Source organism: Streptomyces sp. FXJ1.172, from assembly GCF_001636945.3.
Taxonomy (GTDB): Bacteria; Actinomycetota; Actinomycetes; order Streptomycetales; family Streptomycetaceae; genus Streptomyces.
This window is the reverse complement of sequence record NZ_CP119133.2, coordinates 256,152-276,316: the sequence shown is the minus strand read 5'-3', so window position 1 is coordinate 276,316 and position 20,165 is coordinate 256,152. Positions and strand designations below refer to the sequence as shown.

The 20,165-nt window shown below is 68.6% G+C and carries 16 protein-coding genes and 1 pseudogene; 9 read left to right on the top strand and 8 right to left on the bottom strand.

Going from position 1 to position 20,165, the window contains the following annotated elements; all coding sequences use genetic code 11:
- Positions 1–51: 51 nt before the first annotated feature.
- Complete coding sequence (locus A6P39_RS01425; protein WP_067046036.1) at positions 52–2,271, top strand: LuxR family transcriptional regulator; 2,220 nt, start codon at positions 52–54, stop codon at positions 2,269–2,271.
- Between the two features lie 19 nt (positions 2,272–2,290).
- Here the strand turns inward: A6P39_RS01425 and A6P39_RS01420 are convergent, their stop codons facing one another.
- The gene (locus A6P39_RS01420; protein WP_067046038.1) at positions 2,291–3,826 is read right to left on the bottom strand and encodes a 4-hydroxyphenylacetate 3-hydroxylase family protein; all 1,536 of its coding nucleotides are present in this window, start codon (positions 3,824–3,826) and stop codon (positions 2,291–2,293) included.
- A 158-nt stretch (positions 3,827–3,984) separates the two neighbouring features.
- Between A6P39_RS01420 and A6P39_RS01415 the strand changes: the two genes are divergently transcribed.
- The 3 genes from A6P39_RS01415 (at position 3,985) to A6P39_RS01405 (ending at position 8,167) form a co-directional block, all read left to right on the top strand.
- The gene (locus tag A6P39_RS01415) at positions 3,985–6,840 is read left to right on the top strand and encodes a helix-turn-helix transcriptional regulator (protein ID WP_079133401.1); all 2,856 of its coding nucleotides are present in this window, start codon (positions 3,985–3,987) and stop codon (positions 6,838–6,840) included.
- Positions 6,841–7,161: 321 nt separating this feature from the next.
- The gene (locus A6P39_RS01410) at positions 7,162–7,542 is read left to right on the top strand and encodes a hypothetical protein (RefSeq protein WP_159396058.1); all 381 of its coding nucleotides are present in this window, start codon (positions 7,162–7,164) and stop codon (positions 7,540–7,542) included.
- Between the two features lie 34 nt (positions 7,543–7,576).
- Positions 7,577–8,167 (top strand): malonic semialdehyde reductase, encoded by a 591-nt coding sequence (locus A6P39_RS01405; protein WP_067046044.1) that lies wholly within the window; start codon positions 7,577–7,579, stop codon positions 8,165–8,167.
- Positions 8,168–8,205: 38 nt separating this feature from the next.
- Here A6P39_RS01405 and A6P39_RS01400 read toward each other — a convergent pair whose 3' ends face one another.
- Positions 8,206–8,721 carry a hypothetical protein gene (locus A6P39_RS01400; RefSeq protein ID WP_199840800.1) on the bottom strand — a complete coding sequence of 172 codons (516 nt, stop codon included), beginning with the start codon at positions 8,719–8,721 and terminating at the stop codon, positions 8,206–8,208.
- Positions 8,722–8,862: 141 nt separating this feature from the next.
- Positions 8,863–9,141: a hypothetical protein gene (locus A6P39_RS01395; protein WP_275883770.1), complete on the bottom strand. Its 279-nt coding sequence runs from the start codon at positions 9,139–9,141 to the stop codon at positions 8,863–8,865.
- A gap of 369 nt (positions 9,142–9,510) precedes the next feature.
- On the opposite strand from A6P39_RS01395, the gene A6P39_RS01390 reads away from it, so the two are divergent.
- Complete coding sequence (locus A6P39_RS01390) at positions 9,511–10,245, top strand: alpha/beta hydrolase family protein (RefSeq protein ID WP_234378919.1); 735 nt, start codon at positions 9,511–9,513, stop codon at positions 10,243–10,245.
- A gap of 115 nt (positions 10,246–10,360) precedes the next feature.
- The gene (locus A6P39_RS01385) at positions 10,361–11,935 is read left to right on the top strand and encodes an FMN-binding glutamate synthase family protein (RefSeq protein ID WP_443053047.1); all 1,575 of its coding nucleotides are present in this window, start codon (positions 10,361–10,363) and stop codon (positions 11,933–11,935) included.
- Between the two features lie 1,682 nt (positions 11,936–13,617).
- On the opposite strand, the gene A6P39_RS01380 is transcribed toward A6P39_RS01385, so the two are convergent.
- The 4 genes from A6P39_RS01380 to A6P39_RS01365 all read right to left on the bottom strand — a co-directional run bounded on the left by A6P39_RS01380 (position 13,618) and on the right by A6P39_RS01365 (position 17,139).
- The gene (locus A6P39_RS01380) at positions 13,618–13,800 is read right to left on the bottom strand and encodes a hypothetical protein (RefSeq protein WP_275883769.1); all 183 of its coding nucleotides are present in this window, start codon (positions 13,798–13,800) and stop codon (positions 13,618–13,620) included.
- Between the two features lie 911 nt (positions 13,801–14,711).
- A complete protein-coding gene (locus A6P39_RS01375; protein WP_275883768.1) occupies positions 14,712–15,149 on the bottom strand; it encodes a hypothetical protein in 438 nt (145 codons plus the stop codon).
- A 141-nt stretch (positions 15,150–15,290) separates the two neighbouring features.
- Positions 15,291–15,503, bottom strand: a complete 213-nt coding sequence (locus A6P39_RS01370; RefSeq protein ID WP_234378921.1) for a hypothetical protein — start codon at positions 15,501–15,503, stop codon at positions 15,291–15,293.
- 226 nt (positions 15,504–15,729) lie between these two features.
- Positions 15,730–17,139: a carboxypeptidase regulatory-like domain-containing protein gene (locus A6P39_RS01365; RefSeq protein WP_234378922.1), complete on the bottom strand. Its 1,410-nt coding sequence runs from the start codon at positions 17,137–17,139 to the stop codon at positions 15,730–15,732.
- A gap of 252 nt (positions 17,140–17,391) precedes the next feature.
- Here A6P39_RS01365 and A6P39_RS01360 point away from each other — a divergent pair, with 252 nt between their 5' ends.
- The gene (locus A6P39_RS01360; protein WP_067046054.1) at positions 17,392–17,961 is read left to right on the top strand and encodes a TetR/AcrR family transcriptional regulator; all 570 of its coding nucleotides are present in this window, start codon (positions 17,392–17,394) and stop codon (positions 17,959–17,961) included.
- Between the two features lie 163 nt (positions 17,962–18,124).
- Here A6P39_RS01360 and A6P39_RS01355 read toward each other — a convergent pair whose 3' ends face one another.
- Positions 18,125–18,271, bottom strand: a complete 147-nt coding sequence (locus tag A6P39_RS01355) for a hypothetical protein (RefSeq protein ID WP_159396060.1) — start codon at positions 18,269–18,271, stop codon at positions 18,125–18,127.
- Between the two features lie 350 nt (positions 18,272–18,621).
- On the opposite strand from A6P39_RS01355, the pseudogene A6P39_RS01350 reads away from it, so the two are divergent.
- Both A6P39_RS01350 and A6P39_RS01345 read left to right on the top strand, forming a co-directional pair.
- Positions 18,622–19,117 (top strand): annotated as a pseudogene (locus tag A6P39_RS01350) (pyridoxamine 5'-phosphate oxidase family protein).
- Between the two features lie 629 nt (positions 19,118–19,746).
- Positions 19,747–20,151, top strand: a complete 405-nt coding sequence (locus A6P39_RS01345) for a nuclear transport factor 2 family protein (protein WP_067045105.1) — start codon at positions 19,747–19,749, stop codon at positions 20,149–20,151.
- Positions 20,152–20,165: the final 14 nt, after the last annotated feature.

Here is a 20,165-nt window from a genome sequence, read left to right as displayed (position 1 = left end):
GCCACGGACGCCGGGGGCTCCACCAGTTCTGACGACTCCACCGAAGGTGCCATGACCAGTTCCGTGCCGACCTTCAAGCTGCGTCCTGCGGACCAGCCCCCGCACCTGCTGACCCGCCCCCGGCTGCTGCGTCGGCTGGACGCGTCGACCGAGCCCGTGGTGGTGGTTTCCGCGCCCGCCGGTGCCGGAAAGACGGTGCTCCTGACCGAGTGGTCGCGAAGTCTCGCAACTCGTGGAGCGTGCGCCTGGCTCAGCCTGGACGTGTACGACAACGCCCCGGGCCGGCTCTGGGCCGGCATCCTGCGGGCGTTGCAGCACGTACGGCCGGAACTGCCCGTCCGCCCCCACAGCGGCGAGTGGACACTCGACGCGTGGCTCGAGGAGATCCTGCCGAGCCTCGTGACCGGACTGGACGGACAGGGACCGCTCGCGCTGATCCTCGACGGAGTGGAATCGATCACGGACGTCGACGCGGTCCGCAGCCTTTCGGACTTCCTGACAAGGCTGCCGCCGGGCTTCCGCGTCATTCTGTCGACCCGTCACGTACCGGGTGGACCCGTACCGACCCTGCGCGTTCGGGGCGCGGTCGCGGAACTCGACCAGCACGACCTGGCCTTCACCCCCGAGGAGGCGCACGCCGTGCTCACCGATCTGCTCGGGTCCCCTCCGGCCCCGGACACGTCGAGCGCGCTGTACGAGGCCACCGAGGGGTGGGCGGCGGGAGTGTGCATCATGGGCCGTACCCTCGCCCGCTCGTCGGACGACGCGGATACGAAGGCCGGCCTGGCCCGTGGCAGGCGAGCGGTCACCGAGTACCTGGCCGCCGAAGTGCTCCACCGGCTCACCACCGAACAGCGCCGGTTCCTGCTCCGTACCAGTGTGCTCGACGAGCTGAGCGCAGGGCCGTGCCGGGCCCTCGCCGGGGACCGGGCGGGCGTACTGCTGCGCGAGCTTGCACGGACCGTCCAACTGCTCGTGCCCGTAGCCGCCGATCCCTCGGCATACCGGCGTCACCGCGCACTGTCCGCGCTGCTCTGCGACCTTCTCGGATCCGAAGGGCGGGAGACCGCCGTGTCGTTGCACAGGACGGCGGCTCGGTGGTACTCACGGCAGGGCGAGACGACCGCGGCCGTACGGCACTGGGTGCGCGGCGGTGACGAGGCCGCCGCCGTCGCGTCGATACTCCACGACTGGGAACAGGCGATCTCGGCAGGCCGCGGTCGGGAGGTCAGGCAATGGCTGGAACTCTTGCCGCTCCGCACGGTCGCCTCCGACGCAAGACTGTGCGTCGTCGCGGCGATGGCAGCCCTGTCGGGGGGTGCTCCGGAAACGGCCCGGCGCTGGCTGGACGTGGTCCGGCTCAGGGGGCCGGGAGCGGAGAAGGTCGGCGAGGGCAGCACGGTGTCCGATGCGGCAGCCGTCGCCCGGGCCGTGGCCTGCTGGCTGCAGGGGGAGGTCCTGACCGGCGACCGTCTCGCCGAAACCGTCTTCGCCGGGACGGTCCCGTTGACGTCCTGGCGTGCCCTGGCCTGTACGGCCCGCGGTACCGCCCTGCTGTGGACCTCCCGGTACGAGGAGGCCGAGGCACTGCTCGGCGAGGCGACCCGTGACGCGCATGCCGCCGGGCACGGCCTGACGCTCGTCCGCGCGCTGGGGCTGCGGGCGCTGTGTGCCCTGCTGGCCGGACGCCATGAGCCGGCGCGCATGCTGAGCGACGAAGCCCTGGACGCGGCCGGGACGGCCGGGCTGGAGCGGCACTTCGTCGCGGCGCCCGCCTACATCGGCAGGGCGGGCCTGCTCCTCGATGAGGGACGGGCCGACGAGGCCGAACGGACCCTGGCCGATGCGCAAGCGGCGCTGGCGGACTCGTCCAGGACAGGATGCGAACCCCAGATGCACGCCTTGTATCACGGCACACGGGCACGACTTGCCACTGCGCGACGCAACGCGGACGCCGCGCGGGAAGCCCGTGAGGCGTCCGAGCGGGCAGCGGCCCGGTGCGAGTCACCAGGAGCGCTCACGGATCTGCTCGGGGGAGTCGGGGAGGACACCGTCGTGCCGCTCGTCGTGTCCGGCCCCCAGGAGCTGTCGCTCGGCGAGCGCCGGGTGCTCCGCGCCCTGTGCGGTCCGCTGACATTGCGTGAGATCGCCGCCGAGTTCTATGTGTCCCACAACACCGTCAAGACACAGGTACGGGCGGTCTTCCGCAAACTCGGTGCGCACGACCGGAGCGCAGCGGTCGCCAGGGCCCGGGAGTGCGGCATGCTCTGACCCGGGCCCCGGCATCCTGCTACGAGGCGTTCTGACGAGAGGCGTCCTGGCGTCGGGCGTAGTCCGCCTGGGCCAGGTACGCGGACTCCTGCTCACCGTCGCTGCTCACGCTCTCGATGCCGCAGACCTTGCGCGCGAGGTCCGCCATGCTGCCGGTGGGGGACATCTCGGCACGTTTCATCGTGAGGCTTCGGATGGCCAGCAGGGGCGTGCCGTTGAAGTTCTCGAAGGTGCTGATGCGGTCGCCCCAGTCGGACAGGAACATGTCGCGGATCACCCGGCTGATCTTCAGCCGGTCGTGCGGCCTGCCGACCGGTCCGGTCTGCAGCGCCGTCAGCCACGGCCGCAGTTCGGGCCGCTCCCACTGCCCCTCGGTGGGATAGATGAGCGCGGCACGACCGGACAGGTCGATGAGTTCGTGGGTCAGGTCGGTGATGTGCTCGATGTAGTACGCCCGCCCGAAGTCGAACATCAGGACGTTCGGCTTGTAGATGCCGCCGGGAGTGAAGAAGCCTTCGTCCTCCGAGGCGATCACATGCGCCTTGAGGGTCTGGAGGAAACCGGCGAACCTGGCGATCCGCGCCTGGACGGGCGGCAGTTGGTAGGTGCCGATGTGCTCGGTGATCAGCAGGGCCAGACCGAGCATCAGCTCGGCCTTGACCATGGCACGCACCAGCGAGTGGTAGTGCAACCAGTCGAAGACGCGCTGCGGGTACAGCGAGGCGTGCTCGGGGTTGCCGATGTGGAAGACCCGGTTCCAGGGGATGACCACGTCCTCGAACACGATGATGCTGTCCAGCTCGTCACCCTGCGAGGCGAGCGGGTGCTCCACCTCCTCGCCGTCGCGGACGTTGCTCTCGCGGCAGATGATGGTGACCCCGGGGGTGTTGGGCTTCACCGCCCCGTAGATGATCTGCTCCGACACGATGCCGGGGCGGTAGAAGACGCCGATGTGGATCCAGTCCCCGAAGGCCGCGCCGGTGCTGATCGACTTCACGCCCCGCACGGTGATGCCCTCGTCCGAGGTGGCGACCACCCGCAGTGCGGGGGAGACGGCCTGCGCGGAATCGCGCGAGCGGTCCGCCTGCGGGTCGACGAAGGCCGGCGTCGCGTTGAGGTCGCCGTCCCGCATCACGTTCCAGAAGTCGAGGATCCCACCGGTGAGGTCCCGCCCGTCGGTCCCGACGGACTGGCTGCTCCAGGGCTCGGGGTCGTCGACGTAGGTCAGCAGGACGTAGTTGTTGACGTCCGGCGTGCGCGGGATCGCACCGCCGCCCAGTTCCCGCTGCACCGTCTCCAGGTAGCGCCGCTTGCGCAGCAGGTCCTCCTTGGAGCGGTGCTGGAACCATGTCATGGACCGCCGGACACCGTCCTCGTCCAGGAACGTCATGACGTCCTGGAGGTCGGGACGGTGGTGCAGGTCGTAGAAGTCCGCGATGCTCCGGGCGTACGCCCTGGTCTTGGGGTGCGTGGACACGTCGTCGACGAGTTCGTCACCCACCCACACCGTGCGGCCGTCGTTCAGTGCCGCGAGGTATTCCTTGCCTGTACGCACGTCGTGCTCCTCTCGGGGGGCAAGAGATCTGGACGCACCGAAGGATGTGTCGTGGCGGGGTGAGCGGACGGCACGGAACCGGCAATCACCCGGGTGAAAGCGCCGGGCACACCTGAACCGGCGTTGAGGGCGATGTGGCCGTGCGGCATGCTGGCCCCATGCGCAGCACAGACCCCGTGGGTGACCGGCCCGGTGGGCGTGGGAAGCAGGCCATGAACGGGCTGCGCCTCAGAGGGCGGGGCCGCGAGATGGCCGCTGTCCGTGAGGCCCTGGACGCGGTGCGTGGCGGACGGGGTGCCTGCGTCGTTGTGGAAGGCGCACCCGGCGTCGGCAAGAGCCGGCTGCTCGCGGAGCTGGACGACATGGCACGGCGGTCCGGATTCGACGTGGTGTCCGTGCGGGCCGACGAACTCGACCAGTACGCCGCCGGAGCCGCCCTGAAGTCCGCCCTGCAGTTCTCCGACGGTTCCGAACGAGCGGTCGCGGCCACCGACGACCAGCGGCTGTGGCTGCTGGACAGCATCACGGACGCTCTGGAGGACCGTGCCCAGCGCGCCCCGGTGGCCGTGCTGGTGGACGATGCGCAGTGGGCGGATCCGGCCACGCTCCTGGTGCTGCGCACCCTGCCCCGGCGACTGGCGGCCTCGCGGATCCTGTGGGTGCTGGCGGTACGGTCGGAGACCGAGCGGCCGACCGTTGCCAGGGTGCGGGAGGACCTCGAACGCCTCGGAGCCTGGTGGCTGACCCTCGGCCCCCTGCCGCAGCAGGAGCTGCAGCACATCGCGGCCGACGTCCTCGGGGCCAAACCGTCACCCGGGCTGGCCCGGCTTCTGGGGGGCGTCGCGGGCAATCCGTTCCTGGCGATCGAACTGGTGCGCGCCTTCGCCGACACGGACGCCGTCAAAGTGGAGGCGGGCGTGGCGAGCCTGCTGCACGACGGCATCCCCGTCGGCTTTCGGCGGAGCGTCGCCGCGCGTCTGGACCGGCTCCCGGAGGATGCCGTGCGCCTCCTCCAGATCGGGTCCGTCCTCGGCCGGGAGTTCGACCTTGGTACGGCCGCCCGCATGCTCGGCAGGCAGGCCGGCAGCCTGCTGTCGGGCGTCGAGGCGGCCCTGAACGCCGGTCTGCTCTCCGGCGACGGGCCGCGACTGGCGTTCCGCCACGACCTCATGCGGCAGGCCGTCCACGAGAATCTGGCGCCGGCCGTACGGACCGCTCTGCACCGGGAGGCCGCCGACATTCTGCGGGGCATCGGGGCACGTTCGGCCGAGGTGGCCTGGCACGTCGTCCTGTCGGGCGGCCCGGTCGACGATGACGCCGTGACCACATTGACCACCGCGGTACGGGAACTGTCCTCGTCGGCCCCTGACGCGGCTGCGGACCTGGCTCAGCAGATCGCTGGACTGCTGCCCCTGCACGACCGGCGGCGCATCGCCCTGCTCACCGACGCCGCGGAGTACCTCGGCCGGACCCGCCGGGTGCACCAGGCGCTCGACCTGGTCGACGCGACCCTGTCGGACCGGCTGGAGCCGGTGCAGGAGGCGCGTCTGCGCCTGGTGGCTGCCGAGATCCACCAGGCCGCGGGCGACGATGCCGCAGCGATGACACACCTCCAGCAGGCTCTGGTCCTTCCCGGGCTGCCGACTGACCTGCGAATCAGGCTGCTGAAGACCAAGGCGACGGGCCACGTGTACCTCGGGGACATCACCGCTGCCGAGCAGACCGACATCGGACTGGTCGAGGCCTCCTACCGCAGCGAGGACCCGGCCGTCGTCGTCAGCGCCATGGTGTTCCAGTCGCAGACGTTCTTCTACCGTGGGCGCCTGGCCCGCGCCCTTGAGTTCGCCGAGGAGGCCACGGCACGCGCCGCCGGCACGGAGTCCGGCGTACTCTACCTGCGGCCTCCGCGGATTCCCGCGCTGTGGCTGGCCACGGTGCTGACCGCCACCGACCGGCTCGCGGACACCGAGCGGGTGCTGCGGGAGGGGCAGCGCGAAGCGGAGACGCTGGGCCTGGGCTGGTCGCTTCCCCACTGGCATGCGAGCCGTGCCTGCGCGCTGTTCGAACAGGGGGCGCTGGACGACGCGGCCGTGGAGGCCGAGTCCAGTCTGATGGTGGCCGACGAACTCGAGATCACCCAGCCGAACCCGCAGGCCCGCTCCGTCCTGGCACTGGTGGACATCAGACGCGGTGACCTCGCCAAAGCCAGGGACCATCTCCGCGCCGCCGAAGCCGGATCCGGCACGAGCACCCAGCGGTTCGGCCTGTGGGTGTCGCTCGCACGTGCCTGCCTGGCCGACGCGGAGGGCCGGGACACCGCAGCGGCAGCGGCGCTGGGCGGCAGCTTCATGGACGCCGAGCCGACACAGCTGCTTGCGGTGCCGCCGTCCCACTGGCCCGGGATCGCGCGCATGGCGCTCCGCGGCAAGGACCTATCGCTCGCGCAGGCCGTGTCCGACGCGTTGCGCACCCTCGCCGAACAGGACGACAGCCAGCAGATCATCGGGACCGTCCGTGCCCATGTGGACGGCTTGCTCCACGACGACCGGGGTGCACTTGAGTCCGCCGTCACCGGTTACCGGAGCACCGGCAGACGGCTGGCCCTGGCCGCGGTCTGCGAGGACCTCGGGGGCCTCGTGGCCGCGTCGGGCGACAGCACGTCGGCGATCCCGTACTTCGAAGAGGCGGGTGAGCTGGCGCTGGCTTCCGGAGCCCTGCGCGATCACGAACGGATCATGCGGCGCCTCAGACAGTTCGGCGTGCGCACAGCTGCCCCACGGCACCACACGACCGGCGCAGCGGGGTGGGAGAGCCTGACCGAATCCGAGCGGAAGCTCATCCCGCTCGTCGTGGAGGGCCTCACCAACCGGGCCATCGCCGACCGGCTCTACGTGTCCGTGCACACCGTCAACACGCATATGAAGCACATCTTCACCAAGCTCGGCATCAACACACGAGTCGAACTGACCCGGCTGGCGATCGAACGGGGCGGCATCACCGACGGGGCGGAATGAGTGACGCCTGCGGCGGCGTGGCGCGGCGGCGAGGATCCCGTGAATGAGCGATGCAGGCGGCTGACGTACGGGTGATCCTGGTCGCGACGGCGCCACAGGCACGGTGCCGTCAGCGATCCGATCACATGCGGACGGCTGAGCCCGGAGACCGACCGGGTCGTTCCCCTGGCGCAGACCGGGCCGCGTACCAGGCGCTCGAGAAGGAGTACCGGCGTGGGAGGACTTTCCCCCGTGTCGCGGACGGATGGTCAACCGCGGCCCGGGTCGGTCGGCACCGGCGCGGTCGCCGGACGCGGATACCGCGGCCAGCTCCGTGCGGCCGTGACCGCGAGCGCAGCCCCGCACGGATACACCCTTGCGCTGTGGACCGCCACCGCCGTGACGTCGTCCGATCGGGGCGCCCCAGGGACGGCCGAAGTCCTGGCACTCCTCGCCGGTGCGTCGCTCACCTTCGTCGGGCTGGGTGCCGTCGCGTACGGCGGCTCCCCCATGAAGCCGGAGAGGTCCGCCCCGGCCGGCACGTGGATATGGGGCGCCTTCCATCTGCCCATGGCGGCTCTCGCCGCGCTGGTCAGCCTGTTGCTCGCATGGTGCTGTTCCGGTCCCCTCCTGTGGGGGCTCGTCGGGACGACCACGACGGCTGTCTATCTGCTTGCTGTCAGCGCCCAGTTCCTCTGTTTCTCAGTTCGCCGAATCACCTAGGTGCCAAAGCCGCACACGCAGTAAGAGGTTCACCATGTCACTCGCACTCGACCCCGCAGCCCAGGACCTTCTGTTCCGGGAGGCTCGTACCGCCAACACCTTCACCGACGACCCGGTGACGGACGACCAGGTGAAGGCCATCTACGAACTGGTCAAGTACGGTCCCACCAGCATGAACCAGCAGCCGCTGCGTATCGTGCTGGTTCGTTCAGCCGAGGCGCGTGAACGCCTGACCGGACACCTGTCCGAGGGAAACCGTAAGAAGACCGCGGCCGCCCCTCTCGTCGCCATCCTCGCCGCGGACAATGAGTTCCACGAGGAACTGCCGAGCCAGTTCCCCCACTTCCCGCAGGCAAGGGACCTCTTCGCCGAGCGTGCGGTGCGTGAGCGTTCCGCAGGGCTCAACGCGCTCCTCCAGGTCGGCTACTTCATCATCGGCGTCCGCGCGGCCGGCCTGGCCGCGGGACCGATGACCGGCTTCGACGCCGAGGGCATCGACAAGGAGTTCTTCAGCGACGGCGAGCATTCGGTTCTCGCCGTCGTCAACATCGGCAGGCCGGGCGAGAATGCCTGGTTCCCGCGCTCCCCACGCCTGACGTACGCCCAAGTGGTCACGACCGTCTGATCCACTGTCAGGCATCTGAACTCCGGAACCCCCTCCGGTCATCCACGCGTCCGCAGGCCCGGGGGGAGGGTCTCCCCCTCCGGGACCGGTTTCGTCCGGCTCCCGGCGGTGTCGCCGATGGCGGTGTGCGCGGGCGGCCATGGCAGCAGGGCGATCAGGGAGTGTGCCCGGTGGATGAGGAAGGCGGCGAGCGGCAGTTCGGTGGCCAGGGCAAGGCCTCCCGCCATCCAGACGTCTTCAGTTCCGACATCGAGCGAGATGTCGAACCAGGTGTCGCAGATCAGCAGGACTGCTGTGGCGTGCGCGTACAGAATGACCGAACGGCTGCGCCGCCAGGCCAGGAACGCCGTGGACGCCAACGCCATGATGAGCAGCACGTCGAATCCGACCCAGGTCAGGCGCCACTCGTGCACGTGGTGGGACGACGGCAGCGTCAGCCCCAGCATCACGGTCCAGGGTATGAGACAGGCGGCACACGTGGCGAGCAGCTCAGCGGTGTGCCTCCTGCGGCGGTCCGGCGCGACGCCGCGGTGGCCGGTATGTTCCTTGGTCACTTGCGGTCCGTCCTCGCGCACTTCCTCCGACACCGGCAGGTTTCCCGGATTCCACATGGGCACAGCCGTATACGTCGTCCCGGATATTCCCGCGGTGTGCGACCGAACCTCTCGGGCCGCGGGCGATGCCGGTGTCACCCACTACGGGCGTGCCAACCCGAACGTCTTCAGCTGCTCCCAGATCCACGGGTAGAAGCGGTCGTACCTGGAACAGTCCCAGGCGTGTGCGTGATGTCCGTCGTGGTGCCCACCGACGGTTCCCGTCTCGGCCACCGCACCCGCTCGCGCAGGGACGCGCGTGTCGGCCGGAAGAGCAGCCGCGTTCGCGGAACCCCCGGCGACGAGGAGGGCGCCTCCGGCGAATGCCAGAGCGGCGGCGGTGGTTGCTATACGCCGTACGAGCTTGTTCTTGGTGCGCAAAACAATCGTTCCCTTGTTTCTGGAGAGTAGAAACTGCCAACGCGGCCAGTTTCGATCAGGAAGGTGCGTAGTGCATCGCATGATCTGGTGATTGACTGCTGCCCAGGTGGCGCCATGCTGCAGGTATGCATTGTGGGCTTGCGTCGAGACCTGATAGTCCACATGAATCGCTAGATTGTGCGATGTTCTCAGTTCCTTTCCGGTTCACTCTGCCCAGAGGGCTGATACCGCTCGAGTTTTCCTGACTCGGCGGTCGTCTGCCGAAGAAAAGTGGCACACGAAACCAGATCGGGGTCGGGAGCATGGAGGGCCGGGATGTCCAGGCGCAGTAGCAGAATCGAGTTCATAGGCTCGCAGGGCGTCCCGCTCGTGGCGCGCCTGGTCCTGCCGGAGGGGACGCCTTGGGCGTACGCCGTATTCGCCCCCTGTTTCACATGCGGCAAGGACTGGTTGGCGGCCGCTCGGATCTGCCGGGAGCTGGCCGAACGCGGAATCGCCGTCCTCAGTGTGGACTTCACCGGCATCGGTGAGTCCGGGGGTGACTTCGCCGACAGTACATTCAGCTCCGATGTGGACGATCTCGTGCGCGCCGCCGACCACTTGCGTGAGAACTTCACGGCACCGTCGCTCCTCATCGGGCATTCGCTGGGCGGCGCAGCCGTGCTGGCCGCCGCGCACCGGATACCCGAGACGGCGGCGGTGGCCACGATCGGTGCGCCTGCGGAGCCGGAGCACGTCGTGCACACTTTCGGCGGCAGGCGGGAGGAGATCGAGCGGAACGGGGAGGCCGAGGTGAGTCTCGGAGGCCGCGTATTCCACATCCGTCGGGAGTTCCTCGACGACATCTCCGCGCAGCCTCAGGCCGAGCGCATCCGCCGACTGCGTCACGCGCTCCTGGTGTTGCACTCGCCGGTCGACGAGACGGTAGGTGTGGAGAACGCCCAGCGGATCCTCGACGCAGCACGGCACCCCAAGTCCTTTGTCGCGATCGATGGCGCCGACCATCTACTCACCGATCGTGCCGACGCCCGCTATGTCGCGACGCTGCTGGCCGCATGGGCCGGCCGTTACGCGCGCGGTTCGGTCCACGCCGGGCCGGCGTGACGGAATTCGCATGCCCCGAGCCGATAGGACTTCCGTGCGCCGAATGTGCCGTATACCGCATCATGCAGACATTGTGACGCTACTGGGACAGGAGTAGGTTTCGCACGTGATTAGAATTTCATCGATCGCATTTACTGGAGTCCTCGCAGTCGCATTCGGATCCTTCGCGGCGACCCTATCTCCCTGGTGGTGGCCAGCCGCCGTGCTGTGCGCGGCGTTGGCGGGCGTGGGTACCTACGATCTCCTCCAAAAGCGCCACTCGGTGCTGCGCAACTACCCTGTGCTGGGACATGTGCGCTTCATGCTGGAGTCGATTCGGCCGGAGTTGCAGCAGTATTTCATTGAGCGCAATTACGACGGCCGTCCCTACGACCGGGATGTGCGCAGTCTCGTCTATCAGCGCGCCAAGGGCTTGGAGGCGGAGCAACCGTTCGGGACCGAACGGAACGTCTACGCCGAAGGCTACGAGTACTTCGAGTCGTCGATGAGGCCACGCCCGGTGCCGTCGGAGCAGCCGAGGGTCCGCATCGGCGGTCCGGACTGCACCAAGCCCTACGACATGTCGTTGTTCAATGTCTCGGCGATGAGTTTCGGCTCGCTGTCCGCCAACGCCATCCTCGCCCTGAATCGGGGCGCTGCCCTCGGGGGCTTCGCACACGACACGGGTGAGGGCGGTCTGTCGGAATATCATCTGCGGCACGGTGGCGACCTGGTGTGGGAGATCGGTACGGGATACTTCGGCTGCCGCACCGAGGACGGCCGTTTCGACCGGGCGCGGTTCGCGGAAAAGGCTGCTCACGACAGCGTGAAGTGCGTGTCGCTGAAGCTGTCCCAGGGAGCCAAACCCGGCATCGGAGGAGTGCTGCCCGGGGAGAAGGTCACCGCCGAGATAGCCCGGGTACGCGAAGTCCCCGAGGGGCGGACCGTCATCTCGCCCCCGTACCACGAGGTTTTCAGTACCCCGCGGGAACTGATCCGATTCATCGCCGAGATGCGCGAGCTGTCCGGGGGAAAGCCGGTCGGCTTCAAGCTCTGTGTGGGCTCCCGGCGCGAGTTCCTGGCGGTGTGCAAGGCCATGATCGAGGAGGGCACCGCGCCCGATTTCGTCATCGTCGACGGAGCGGAGGGCGGCACCGGAGCCGCCCCGCTGGAGTTCGCCGACCATCTGGGCAGCCCCCTCACCGAGGGACTCATCACCGTCCACAACGCTCTTGTCGGCGCCGGCCTGCGGGACCGGATCAGGATCGGCGCCAGCGGCAAGGTGGCCACCGGAGCCGACATCGTCAAGCGCATGGTGCAGGGCGCCGACTTCACCAATGCGGCTCGCGCCATGATGTTCGCGATCGGCTGCATCCAGGCGCAGAGCTGCCACACCAACACCTGCCCCGCCGGAGTCGCCACACAAGACCCGCGTCGCGCCCGCGCGTTGCACGTCGACGACAAGTCGGTCCGGGTCCAGCGCTTCCAGTCCGCCACGGTGAACAGCTCCCTGAAGATCATCGCCTCGCTGGGCGTGAACGGACCGGCCGAGCTGCGCCCGCACATGCTGCGTCGGCGCGTGGACCCGGTCACGGTCCGCTCCTACGCGGAGCTCTATGAATGGCTGGACCCGGGGCAGTTGCTGATCGAGCCGCCGGAGTCCTGGGCGGTGGACTGGAAGGCCGCAGATCCTGATCGCTTCGCCGCTTGACTGGTCTTGCCGCGGTGAGCGGGCGGGGTGCGCCATCAACGCCGGCACCCCGCCGCTCTTCGCCGTGCCCAAGTCGCGGCCCATGCACGGCCCGCGCATCGACCACGTCCTCGCCCAGGCCCCGCCCGAGACATGGCAGCATCTGTCGGCGGGTGCGGGAGCCTGGGCGAGAACGGTTTTACGACTGGGCAGCCGCCCGCTTGCCCGCAGTGTGGGAGTTCGACGGCGACGCGCCGACCCGGCAGCGGCGGATCCCAGCACGCCGCAGCATGAGCGAGCCCGACGAAAACGCGTACTACCTCGCCTGCGCCCCGCTGGCGGCCACTGTCGTAGAAGTACGAGGTCCGCCGCTACATGGGACGGTGCCGGCACGTCACGCTCACCATGCTCGCCCACGCGTTCCTCGCGGTGATGGCCGTCCAAAGTGAGAAGATGGGGTGACCCGGCCGACGCACCCGACCTCGTGGACCTCACACCAGCTGAAATCGGTCGTCTGGCTGGCAGCTGAAGCCCGCCGCCCTCCTGCATGCCGCGACCACGCGGTGAACTGGTCCGGATGGCGGCGTCGCCACCAAGTACGCGCCCGCCGCTGTCACTAGATGCGGCGCGGCCACACGTTGGTGGGACAGCCCGTCCAGGACCGTCCCACCCATGCCAAACCCTCGCTGCGCTCACCAGCTCTGACTGACTCACCGCTACTACACCATGCCCGGCTTGGCGCTTCCATACTGGGCTGTGGCGGACGACGTTCAGCGGGAATCCTCCGCGAACTCAAATTTCCATCTGCCGATGGAGTCACAGTGCAGGCACCGTATTTCGGTCCAAGCCTGGTCAAGAACGAGGTGCTTGCGTCGTCCACGTTCGGCGGGTGTCTCCGCCCGTTCGGCGGCGATCCGCCGAGCCTCTTGCTGGTCCCTGGCGTTGTCGACCAGGTAGAAGCACCGAATTATACGATCGGGGGAAATGCGGTAGCGGAATCCGATCAACCAGATGACTGTGTCATTCATTGTCGGCTCATCAGCTTCAACGAGGGGATGGGGGAATGGCATTTTCTGTCAGTGATTCTCCTGGCCGACTGCCAGCCACGCTGAAAGCCAGGGCTCCAGTCCATCTGTGAATGTTTGGCCTGCCTCATACTTCGGAGAGTCGAGATCGGTGGCGGTGCACTCCGGGATGCGCGTGCGACAGGACGAGGAAGGTTGGGACCCAGCTGGCGTGGAGTTCAGGGAACTGTCAGTACCGCTCATCGTGCAAAACACCCCCGACTTCTATCAGGAACGAATTGTGGGCATCGCGACAGATCTAATGACGCGGGGTGATGCTCTCGCCAATTAGTCGTCAAGTCCGTGTGCGGAGGGTCATCAATGGCAGTGACCAGGTCTACACGCCGGCGCAGCGTGCGCTGGCACACTGGGCGGGTTCACATGCGGCCGGCGAAGCGATGATCTTGCGCGCCGTAGCGGACTGGAAGCGGCGGACCCGAGCCGATGTTCCGTGGACGTTCAATGCGCTGGCGCGGCGCGGGTCCTGGGGGGCGAGGCCGACGGGTCAGGTGTTGGTGTGGCAGATATGCGCTGGATGCGTTCGACGGCGAGGGGTGGAGGGCTGGGCTGTTTTTGGCGCTGCCGGTTGCTCGGGCTGTGATGCTGGGGCGGGGAGTTCGCGTTGACGGACACCCAGGGTCAGTTGACGTGTCCGAGTTCCGTGAGCTGGTCCCAGACCCAAGGGCAGAAGCGGTCGAAGCGGTCGTAGGCGTAGCGGCCGCAGTGCCCGTCCGAGGGCTTCCCGTGGTGGCGGTAGCCCTCACTTCTGACTCCGCCGTACCCGCCGTGGTTCCAGCCGGTGGCTCCCGTCCCAGCAACCACACCTGATTGGGTGGGGGTGGGCGTGTCCGCCGGGAAAGCGGCCGCACTCGCCGAACCGCTGGAAGCGAAGAGAGCACCTGCGGCGACTGCAAGAGACGCAGTCACGATCCCGATGCGATGTGCGAGCTTTTCCATGGTCATTTCTCCTTGTTTTATCGATCGCTAACAGGAATCACTATGGATCGGAAAAGGGCGGGGAGCATCGCACGATCGAGTGATTGGCCGGCGTGCGACTCGCCGCCCTTCTCCGAGGCGTCCCTTTCCGGCTTGGCCGCAGAAAGATCGACTCAGGGAGATCCCTGTTGTGCGTCGTCGAGTATCTCGTCGCCATCGCACGGTCACCAGTAAGGAGGAGTTGCTCGCGACAGGGGAGGGAAGGGTCGGACCGATCGCCAGATCATGTGATGCGCCTCAGTTCCGTGCCGTGCCATTCTGACCAGGCAGAAAACCAGTAGCCACGTTCCCCTCGCCCGCGCGGATGTCGGGTGTGTCCGGCAGCTCTTGCGGGCCTGAGGTGCGGGTGACGGCTAGCTCGCCGCCGGGCCGTCAAGGACTTCGAGTCGCCGGTAGGAACCGAGCCCTCCGCACGAATGAACGGCCGCAGATGAGCGATCAGGCGAAAGTGATGGTCCTGGGAGTGATCGCACTCGTCCTCGGTGTCAGCCTTGTTCTCGTACTGCAGCATGCCTGCACGCACTGATGGACGTCGCTCCCGAGGCTCGCCTGGGCGTTCCTGAGGGGACGCCTTGGGTATGCGCCGTATTCGCCCCTGCTTTTTGCGTGCGGCAAGGACTGGTTGGCGGCCGCCCGGATCTGCCGGGAGCTGGCCGGACATGGAATCGCGGTCCTCGATGCGACTCACCCCGCCCCATGCACCGCCCAACGACCGCCTCACCACACGGGGCACCGTCTTAGCTTCGCTTCCGTCTCAACTCAGCGGTCCCCCGGGCGGTGTTCGGCGTGGGCCACCAGGCTGCGTTCGAGATCGGGGTCGCCGGTGAGCCGGTGAGCCGGGGAACCACGTCGGTGACCACGGAGACCTCGCCCCTCTCGATCGCCTGATACCACGAGATCCAGGTCTCGATCTGTTCCCCGCTCATGCCCAGTCGCCATCGCCGTGCGAAGGCTTCCTCGAGGGTCTCGGGTTCGTAGCGGTAGGGCCGGCCGGTGGCTGCGGCGATCCGGGTGACCGCTTCGTCGAGAGTCAGGGCCTCGGGCCCGGTGATCTCAAGGATCGCGCCGTCGTGCTCGGAGTGCGGACCGTCCTCGAGGGCGACGGCCGTGATCACGTCAGCGATGTCCTCATGGGTGACGAAGGCGGCCCGGCCAGTCGTCGCAGGACCGCTCACGACAAATTGCTCGGTGGGCGCCGCGCTGACGAGGGACACATACAGGACCCGGCCCACGCCGACCGCGATCGCGGCCTCGACCGCGGTGGCGTGTTCTTCCAGCCGGCGACCCGTACGGTGTCCGGAGACCAGGATGAGGGTCTACGCGCCCTCGAGCGCCCTGCGCATGTCCGCGGCGTCGGCGTAGGCGGCCGGACCGCGTCGCTGGGCGCCTGGCAGTTCGGGCATGCGGTCGGGACTACGTCCGACGAGGAGTTGCGGGACGCCGTGGCCGGCGAGTCGGGCCGCGATCCGGCTGCCGAGCGCACCGGTCACCCCGGTGACCGCCACCGTGGCGTGATTCTTGTCAGACATGTGTTTCCCTCCAGCCCGGGCCACTGCCGATCCCGGCGTTCTTGTTTTCCGCTTACGTCCAGCAAAGAGAGCGATGGTTTCGGCCGCATCCTCCGGCCGTGCGATGGCGCCGGGGGGCCACCACCACGCGGGCGCGGCGGCTTCCCGGGAAACCAAGATCGTCGCGGTGTGCATCGACCAGAGCGCATCGACCTCGTCGGCCCTGGATGGCGCCATCCGTGTGGTCTCAGGATCCGTGTCTCGCGGGTCCGAGGTCGAGGCGTTGAGCGCCCGCGCGGACTGATGTGCCGTTGCGCCGGTCGTGCAGGGTGAAGTCGGCTCGGACGGCCACACCGGACTGCAGCAGCTTCTGGTGGACCAGGGGGTCCCGGCCGGGATGCGAGACGACGACGCTGATGTATCCCTCGGGCAGTCCGGTCACGGCGTACTCGCCGCGCGTGTTCGTCGTGGTGCGCACCAACTGCCGGCCGCCGGTGTCCATGACGGTCACCGCTGCATGGCGGACAGGCTGCTGTTCGCCGTCGTAGACGGTGCCCTCCAGCATCGGCAACGGCTCGCCGAAGTGGTGGGGGTGGACCGGTAGCGCGGTGGGTGTGGGCGTCTCCAGGGAGGGGTCCTCCACCGGCGGTTCGGGAATGTCCTGCGGCTCGTCCTGCGCTCCCCGTCGTACGGCCATGCGGTGGTGGTGCCAGGCGTCGAGGCCCAGCAGTGCTGTACCCGCGGTGATCCACGCGCACAGCACGAGGACCGGCTTCAGCACCCCGGCACCGTCGAAGTACAGCACTCCTCTCAGGGCGTCGACCGCGTTGCCCAGCGGCATGACGGCGTGCAGGGCTTGGAAGAACCCCGGCAGCAGCTGGACGGGGACGAGGCCGCTGGAGGGAACGCTCAGCACGACGTACAGGCCCAGCCCCGCCAGGGGGAAGAAGTGCTTGACGAAGGGCGCCATGCCGAGGGAGAACGTGGCCACGGCCGTGGTGAGCAGGAAGGCGATCGCCAGGGCTGTGGGGTCGTTGGGGAAGAAACCCAGTCCCACGCCGACGAGGAAGCCCACGGCGCTGAAGAGGCCGGCGACGCCCCCAACGGTGATCAGCTTCTTGCGCCGGTTGAAGGTCACCGCCCGCAGCAGGGTCGTGGCGAGTATGTAGCCGGGGACGTTCCAGGCGATCCCGAAGTAGACCAGGGTCGCGCCGGACCCGTCCTTGCTGACGGTGGGGGCTACGTCCGTGGCGGTGAGCTTCTGGTGGTTGTGCGCCGCGAGCTGGGTGAAGCCCTTGGTCAGCGCCTGATCGAGGGACGCGCCGTTGGCCCCGGCCACGTACAGCACGGCATGTTTGCCCTTGGTGGCGAAGCCGGCCACGGCGTCCCGGTCCAGCACCGCCCGGCGGGCTTCCCGGGCGTCTGTGACGGCGGTGACGTCGAACCCGCCGGGATGCTGCCGCTGCAGGGCGGTGTCGACGGTGCGTTCCACCGCGGGATTGGCGATCGCGAGCTTGGCGTGGTGGGGCTGGGGCTGGTGAAAGGCCATGGGGAAGCAGAAGAGCAGGCCGAGGAAGAGCACTGCCGGGATCGTGAGGGTCTCGACGAGGACTCTGGCCACGGATATGCCCCGGGGACGCTCGATCCGGTGCTTCACAGGACCACCCCTTGGCCGCCACGGCGCCCCAGGCCGCGGCCGCGGGGCACACGGCCGACCGGATGTCCGGTAACCCCGTGGCCGCCTCTCCGGTACCGGTGGTCCTTCACTGTTCGCGGTCCAACCAGTTTCACGGCGCCCCTCTCGGCTGTGCTGCGCCTGACCGTCGCCATGGCGCCATGCGATTAACGTACCGATCGGCACATCTACGTCTGCCTGGACCTTACGCGTACCGGTCGGTACAGTCAAAGAGTGCCTCGCCCCGTCAACGCCGAGAAGCGCGCCGAGCTGCTGAAGCAGGTGGTGCACCACCTCCAGCAGCACGGCGTCGCGCAGATGTCGCTGAGTCCGCTCGCCGAGTCGATCGGCACCACCAAGCGCATGCTTCTGTACTACTTCGGCAGCCGTGAGAACCTGCTGGCCCAGGCGCTGGCCGCCAGCCGTCCCGACGCGCGCGCGATGTTCGACGACGTCCGCGACAGCGCGGGACTGCGCAAGGCGGCTCACACCCTGTGGGAAGCGATGACCGTCGGAGAGCAGTCCGGGCCGGTCCGCATGCTGCTCCAGCTGCTCAGCCTGGCCGCCACCGATCCCGGGCAGTACGGCGACATCGCGGCCGAGACCGTCGAGGTCATGATCGGCCCCATCGCCGCGGCCTACATCCGGCTGGGTCACCCGCCACAGCAGGCGCGGACAGCGGCCACACTCCTCGTCTCCGGCCTGCGCGGTCTGTGCCAGGACCGCTTGGTGACCCATGACGCCGCCCGCACCGACGCGGCCGCCCACCGCCTCATCAAGGACGCAGTCGCGGCGGCCGACTGAGCCTGTGCCCCCGACCACTTCGGGGTCTCGGTATCACCCCTGCACTCGCGAAGCAGGCTGGTCCGGTCCTGCGCGTTAGTCCATGGATGGCGCCCCGCTTGCTGGCGTAGCCGATCAAGACCGGCGCGTACGACCTTCAGACCACCGCCCTGGCTGACCTGAGTCAAGGGAACTCGACAAGCCTCAGCCACCACACCAAGCCCGCACGCAGCGCCGCCTGCAGCTCGGCCTCCACCAGCTCCAACGTGCCCGGACTCAGGTCGGCGTGCCCGACCGCCGCGATCATCTCCGCTTTCGCCTCCCTCCTCATGCGGCGTTCTCCCATCCGCCATCGTGTCTACGCGGCCCCGCCCGGGCCTCACGAGCGGAACCGCTACGCCAAGTCCACGGGCGAGCCCGGAGCACCACAGGCGGGACCGCCGGATCAGTGAAGCCAGTACGCCCAAACAGCCAACAAGGTCCGAACGGCCCTGGCACACCATGTTCGAGACGCTTTCCATGGATGCCGTCAGACCTGCCAGCGGCCTCGGCTCCCGGCCCCGTGCGGCGCACAGGTGCCGCCGCACACGAAGGACACGCCCCTATGGCATCCCAGTGCCGCCCCTCCACGACCGGACGGACCGCGATCGGCACCACTCCGCACTCCCTGGCGGCCGCTCTATGAGGGACGAAGCCGCCCGCCGGTTCGTCAAGGCCCGGGAGAACCAAGCGGCGGGAGACGCCGAGCCGCGACGCAGCGTGGAACTGTCCTCCCGACGAGGCCCTGCATCTGCTCGGCAGCGTCCCGATGGGGCGGATCATCTTCACCCGTGACGCGCTACCTTCCGCTCGCCCGGTCAACCACGTCCTCCATGACGGCCACATCATCATCCGCACCCACGAGGGCGCCGTACTGGTCTCGCACGCCCCGGAGAGCGGCGAACACGGCGTGGTCGTCGCGTACGAGGCCGACATCGACCCTGCCGGCCGCACCGGCTGGAGCGTGGAGGCCACCGGCTAATGCCGCCTCGTCACCGACCCCGGTCAGGTCGCCCGGTACCAGGAGATGCTGCACCCCTGGTCGGACCAGCACATGGACCACGTCGTACGCATCCGCCCCGACCTGATCACCGGCGTCAGGCTGATCGCGGCAGACGGCGACGGCGCGGAGTCGTAAAGGGCGGCGCGCTGCCGGGCGGCTGAGGGCTCGGGCGGAGGAGATGACGTACTCCGCCCGAGCCGTTCAGTGTGCCCGGAACCGCGGAACCGCCCACACCAGAGCCCCCTGGGTTGATCTGTACCCGAGCCCACTCAACCCGACCACACCCCACTGCCGACCGCGACGTTCGGCCCTCCTGGAACCACGGCAACTCTCCGTATTCGCCCGCGGCCGGTCCGCCTTGCCGCGTGGCCCGGCCGCCGCACCCACCACCGGCCTTCCAGAGGCCGACGGAAGCTCTGCCCAAGGGTGCCTGCCACGACACCGGGCTCGGCCCTCTGGTTGGAGGACCAAGCCCGGAGTGGGCGCCCGCTTGTCAGCGGGCGCTGCAGTCGGTCAGGGGCCCTCGCTTCCAACAGTCCGGGGTCGATGGTCTGCCAGCCACCGGGCATGCGTCTCGTGGCCAAGTTCAGAATGGACCGAAGGTCGGGTGAGCCGGGTGACGATCTCTCGAAGCCGTTGCCACGGTGGACGGCTGTCGCCTGGGATCCGCCCAAAGGGAGGACTTGGCAGCCCATGTCAGCGCGGCCGCGGGCCGGCTGTGGCCCGCGGTGCCTAGGCTGATAACGCTACGGAAGGGCGGTGCCATGGACGAGGACTCCAGGACCAGGGCCGCGATCGAAGAGCATTGGCGGGCCTCGGAACGCGGGAACACCGAAGCCGAGCACGCCATTTACGCCACGGACGCGATCCTGGATTACCCGCAGTCAGGTGAGCGGTTCCGGGGCCGCGCGACGATTTCGGCGCAACGCGGTGGGCACCCGGCCGACCGTCACTTCACCGTTAAGCGGATCACCGGCCACGAGAATCTTTGGGTGAGCGAATGCGTGATCACCTACGACGGTGTGCCTTCGTACTCGGTGAGCATCATGGAATTCGCTGACCAGCATGTGGTGCACGAGACGCAGTACTTCGCCGACCCCTTCGGCGCGCCGCCCTGGCGGGCCGCGCTCGCAGAGCCGATGCCCGGCCGAACCATCGCTGGAACCTGATTCTTGGCCTCGTT

Excerpts from the sequence above, each read along its gene's own strand:
- A6P39_RS01425 (WP_067046036.1), top strand. The coding sequence starts at position 52 with ATGACCAGTTCCGTGCCGACCTTCAAGCTGCGTCCTGCGGACCAGCCC.
- A6P39_RS01405 (WP_067046044.1), top strand. The coding sequence starts at position 7,577 with ATGTCACTCGCACTCGACCCCGCAGCCCAGGACCTTCTGTTCCGGGAG.
- A6P39_RS01355 (WP_159396060.1), bottom strand. The coding sequence starts at position 18,271 with ATGAGGAGGGAGGCGAAAGCGGAGATGATCGCGGCGGTCGGGCACGCC.
- A6P39_RS01370 (WP_234378921.1), bottom strand. The coding sequence starts at position 15,503 with ATGTCTGACAAGAATCACGCCACGGTGGCGGTCACCGGGGTGACCGGT.
- A6P39_RS01345 (WP_067045105.1), top strand. The coding sequence starts at position 19,747 with ATGGACGAGGACTCCAGGACCAGGGCCGCGATCGAAGAGCATTGGCGG.
- A6P39_RS01415 (WP_079133401.1), top strand. The coding sequence starts at position 3,985 with ATGCGCAGCACAGACCCCGTGGGTGACCGGCCCGGTGGGCGTGGGAAG.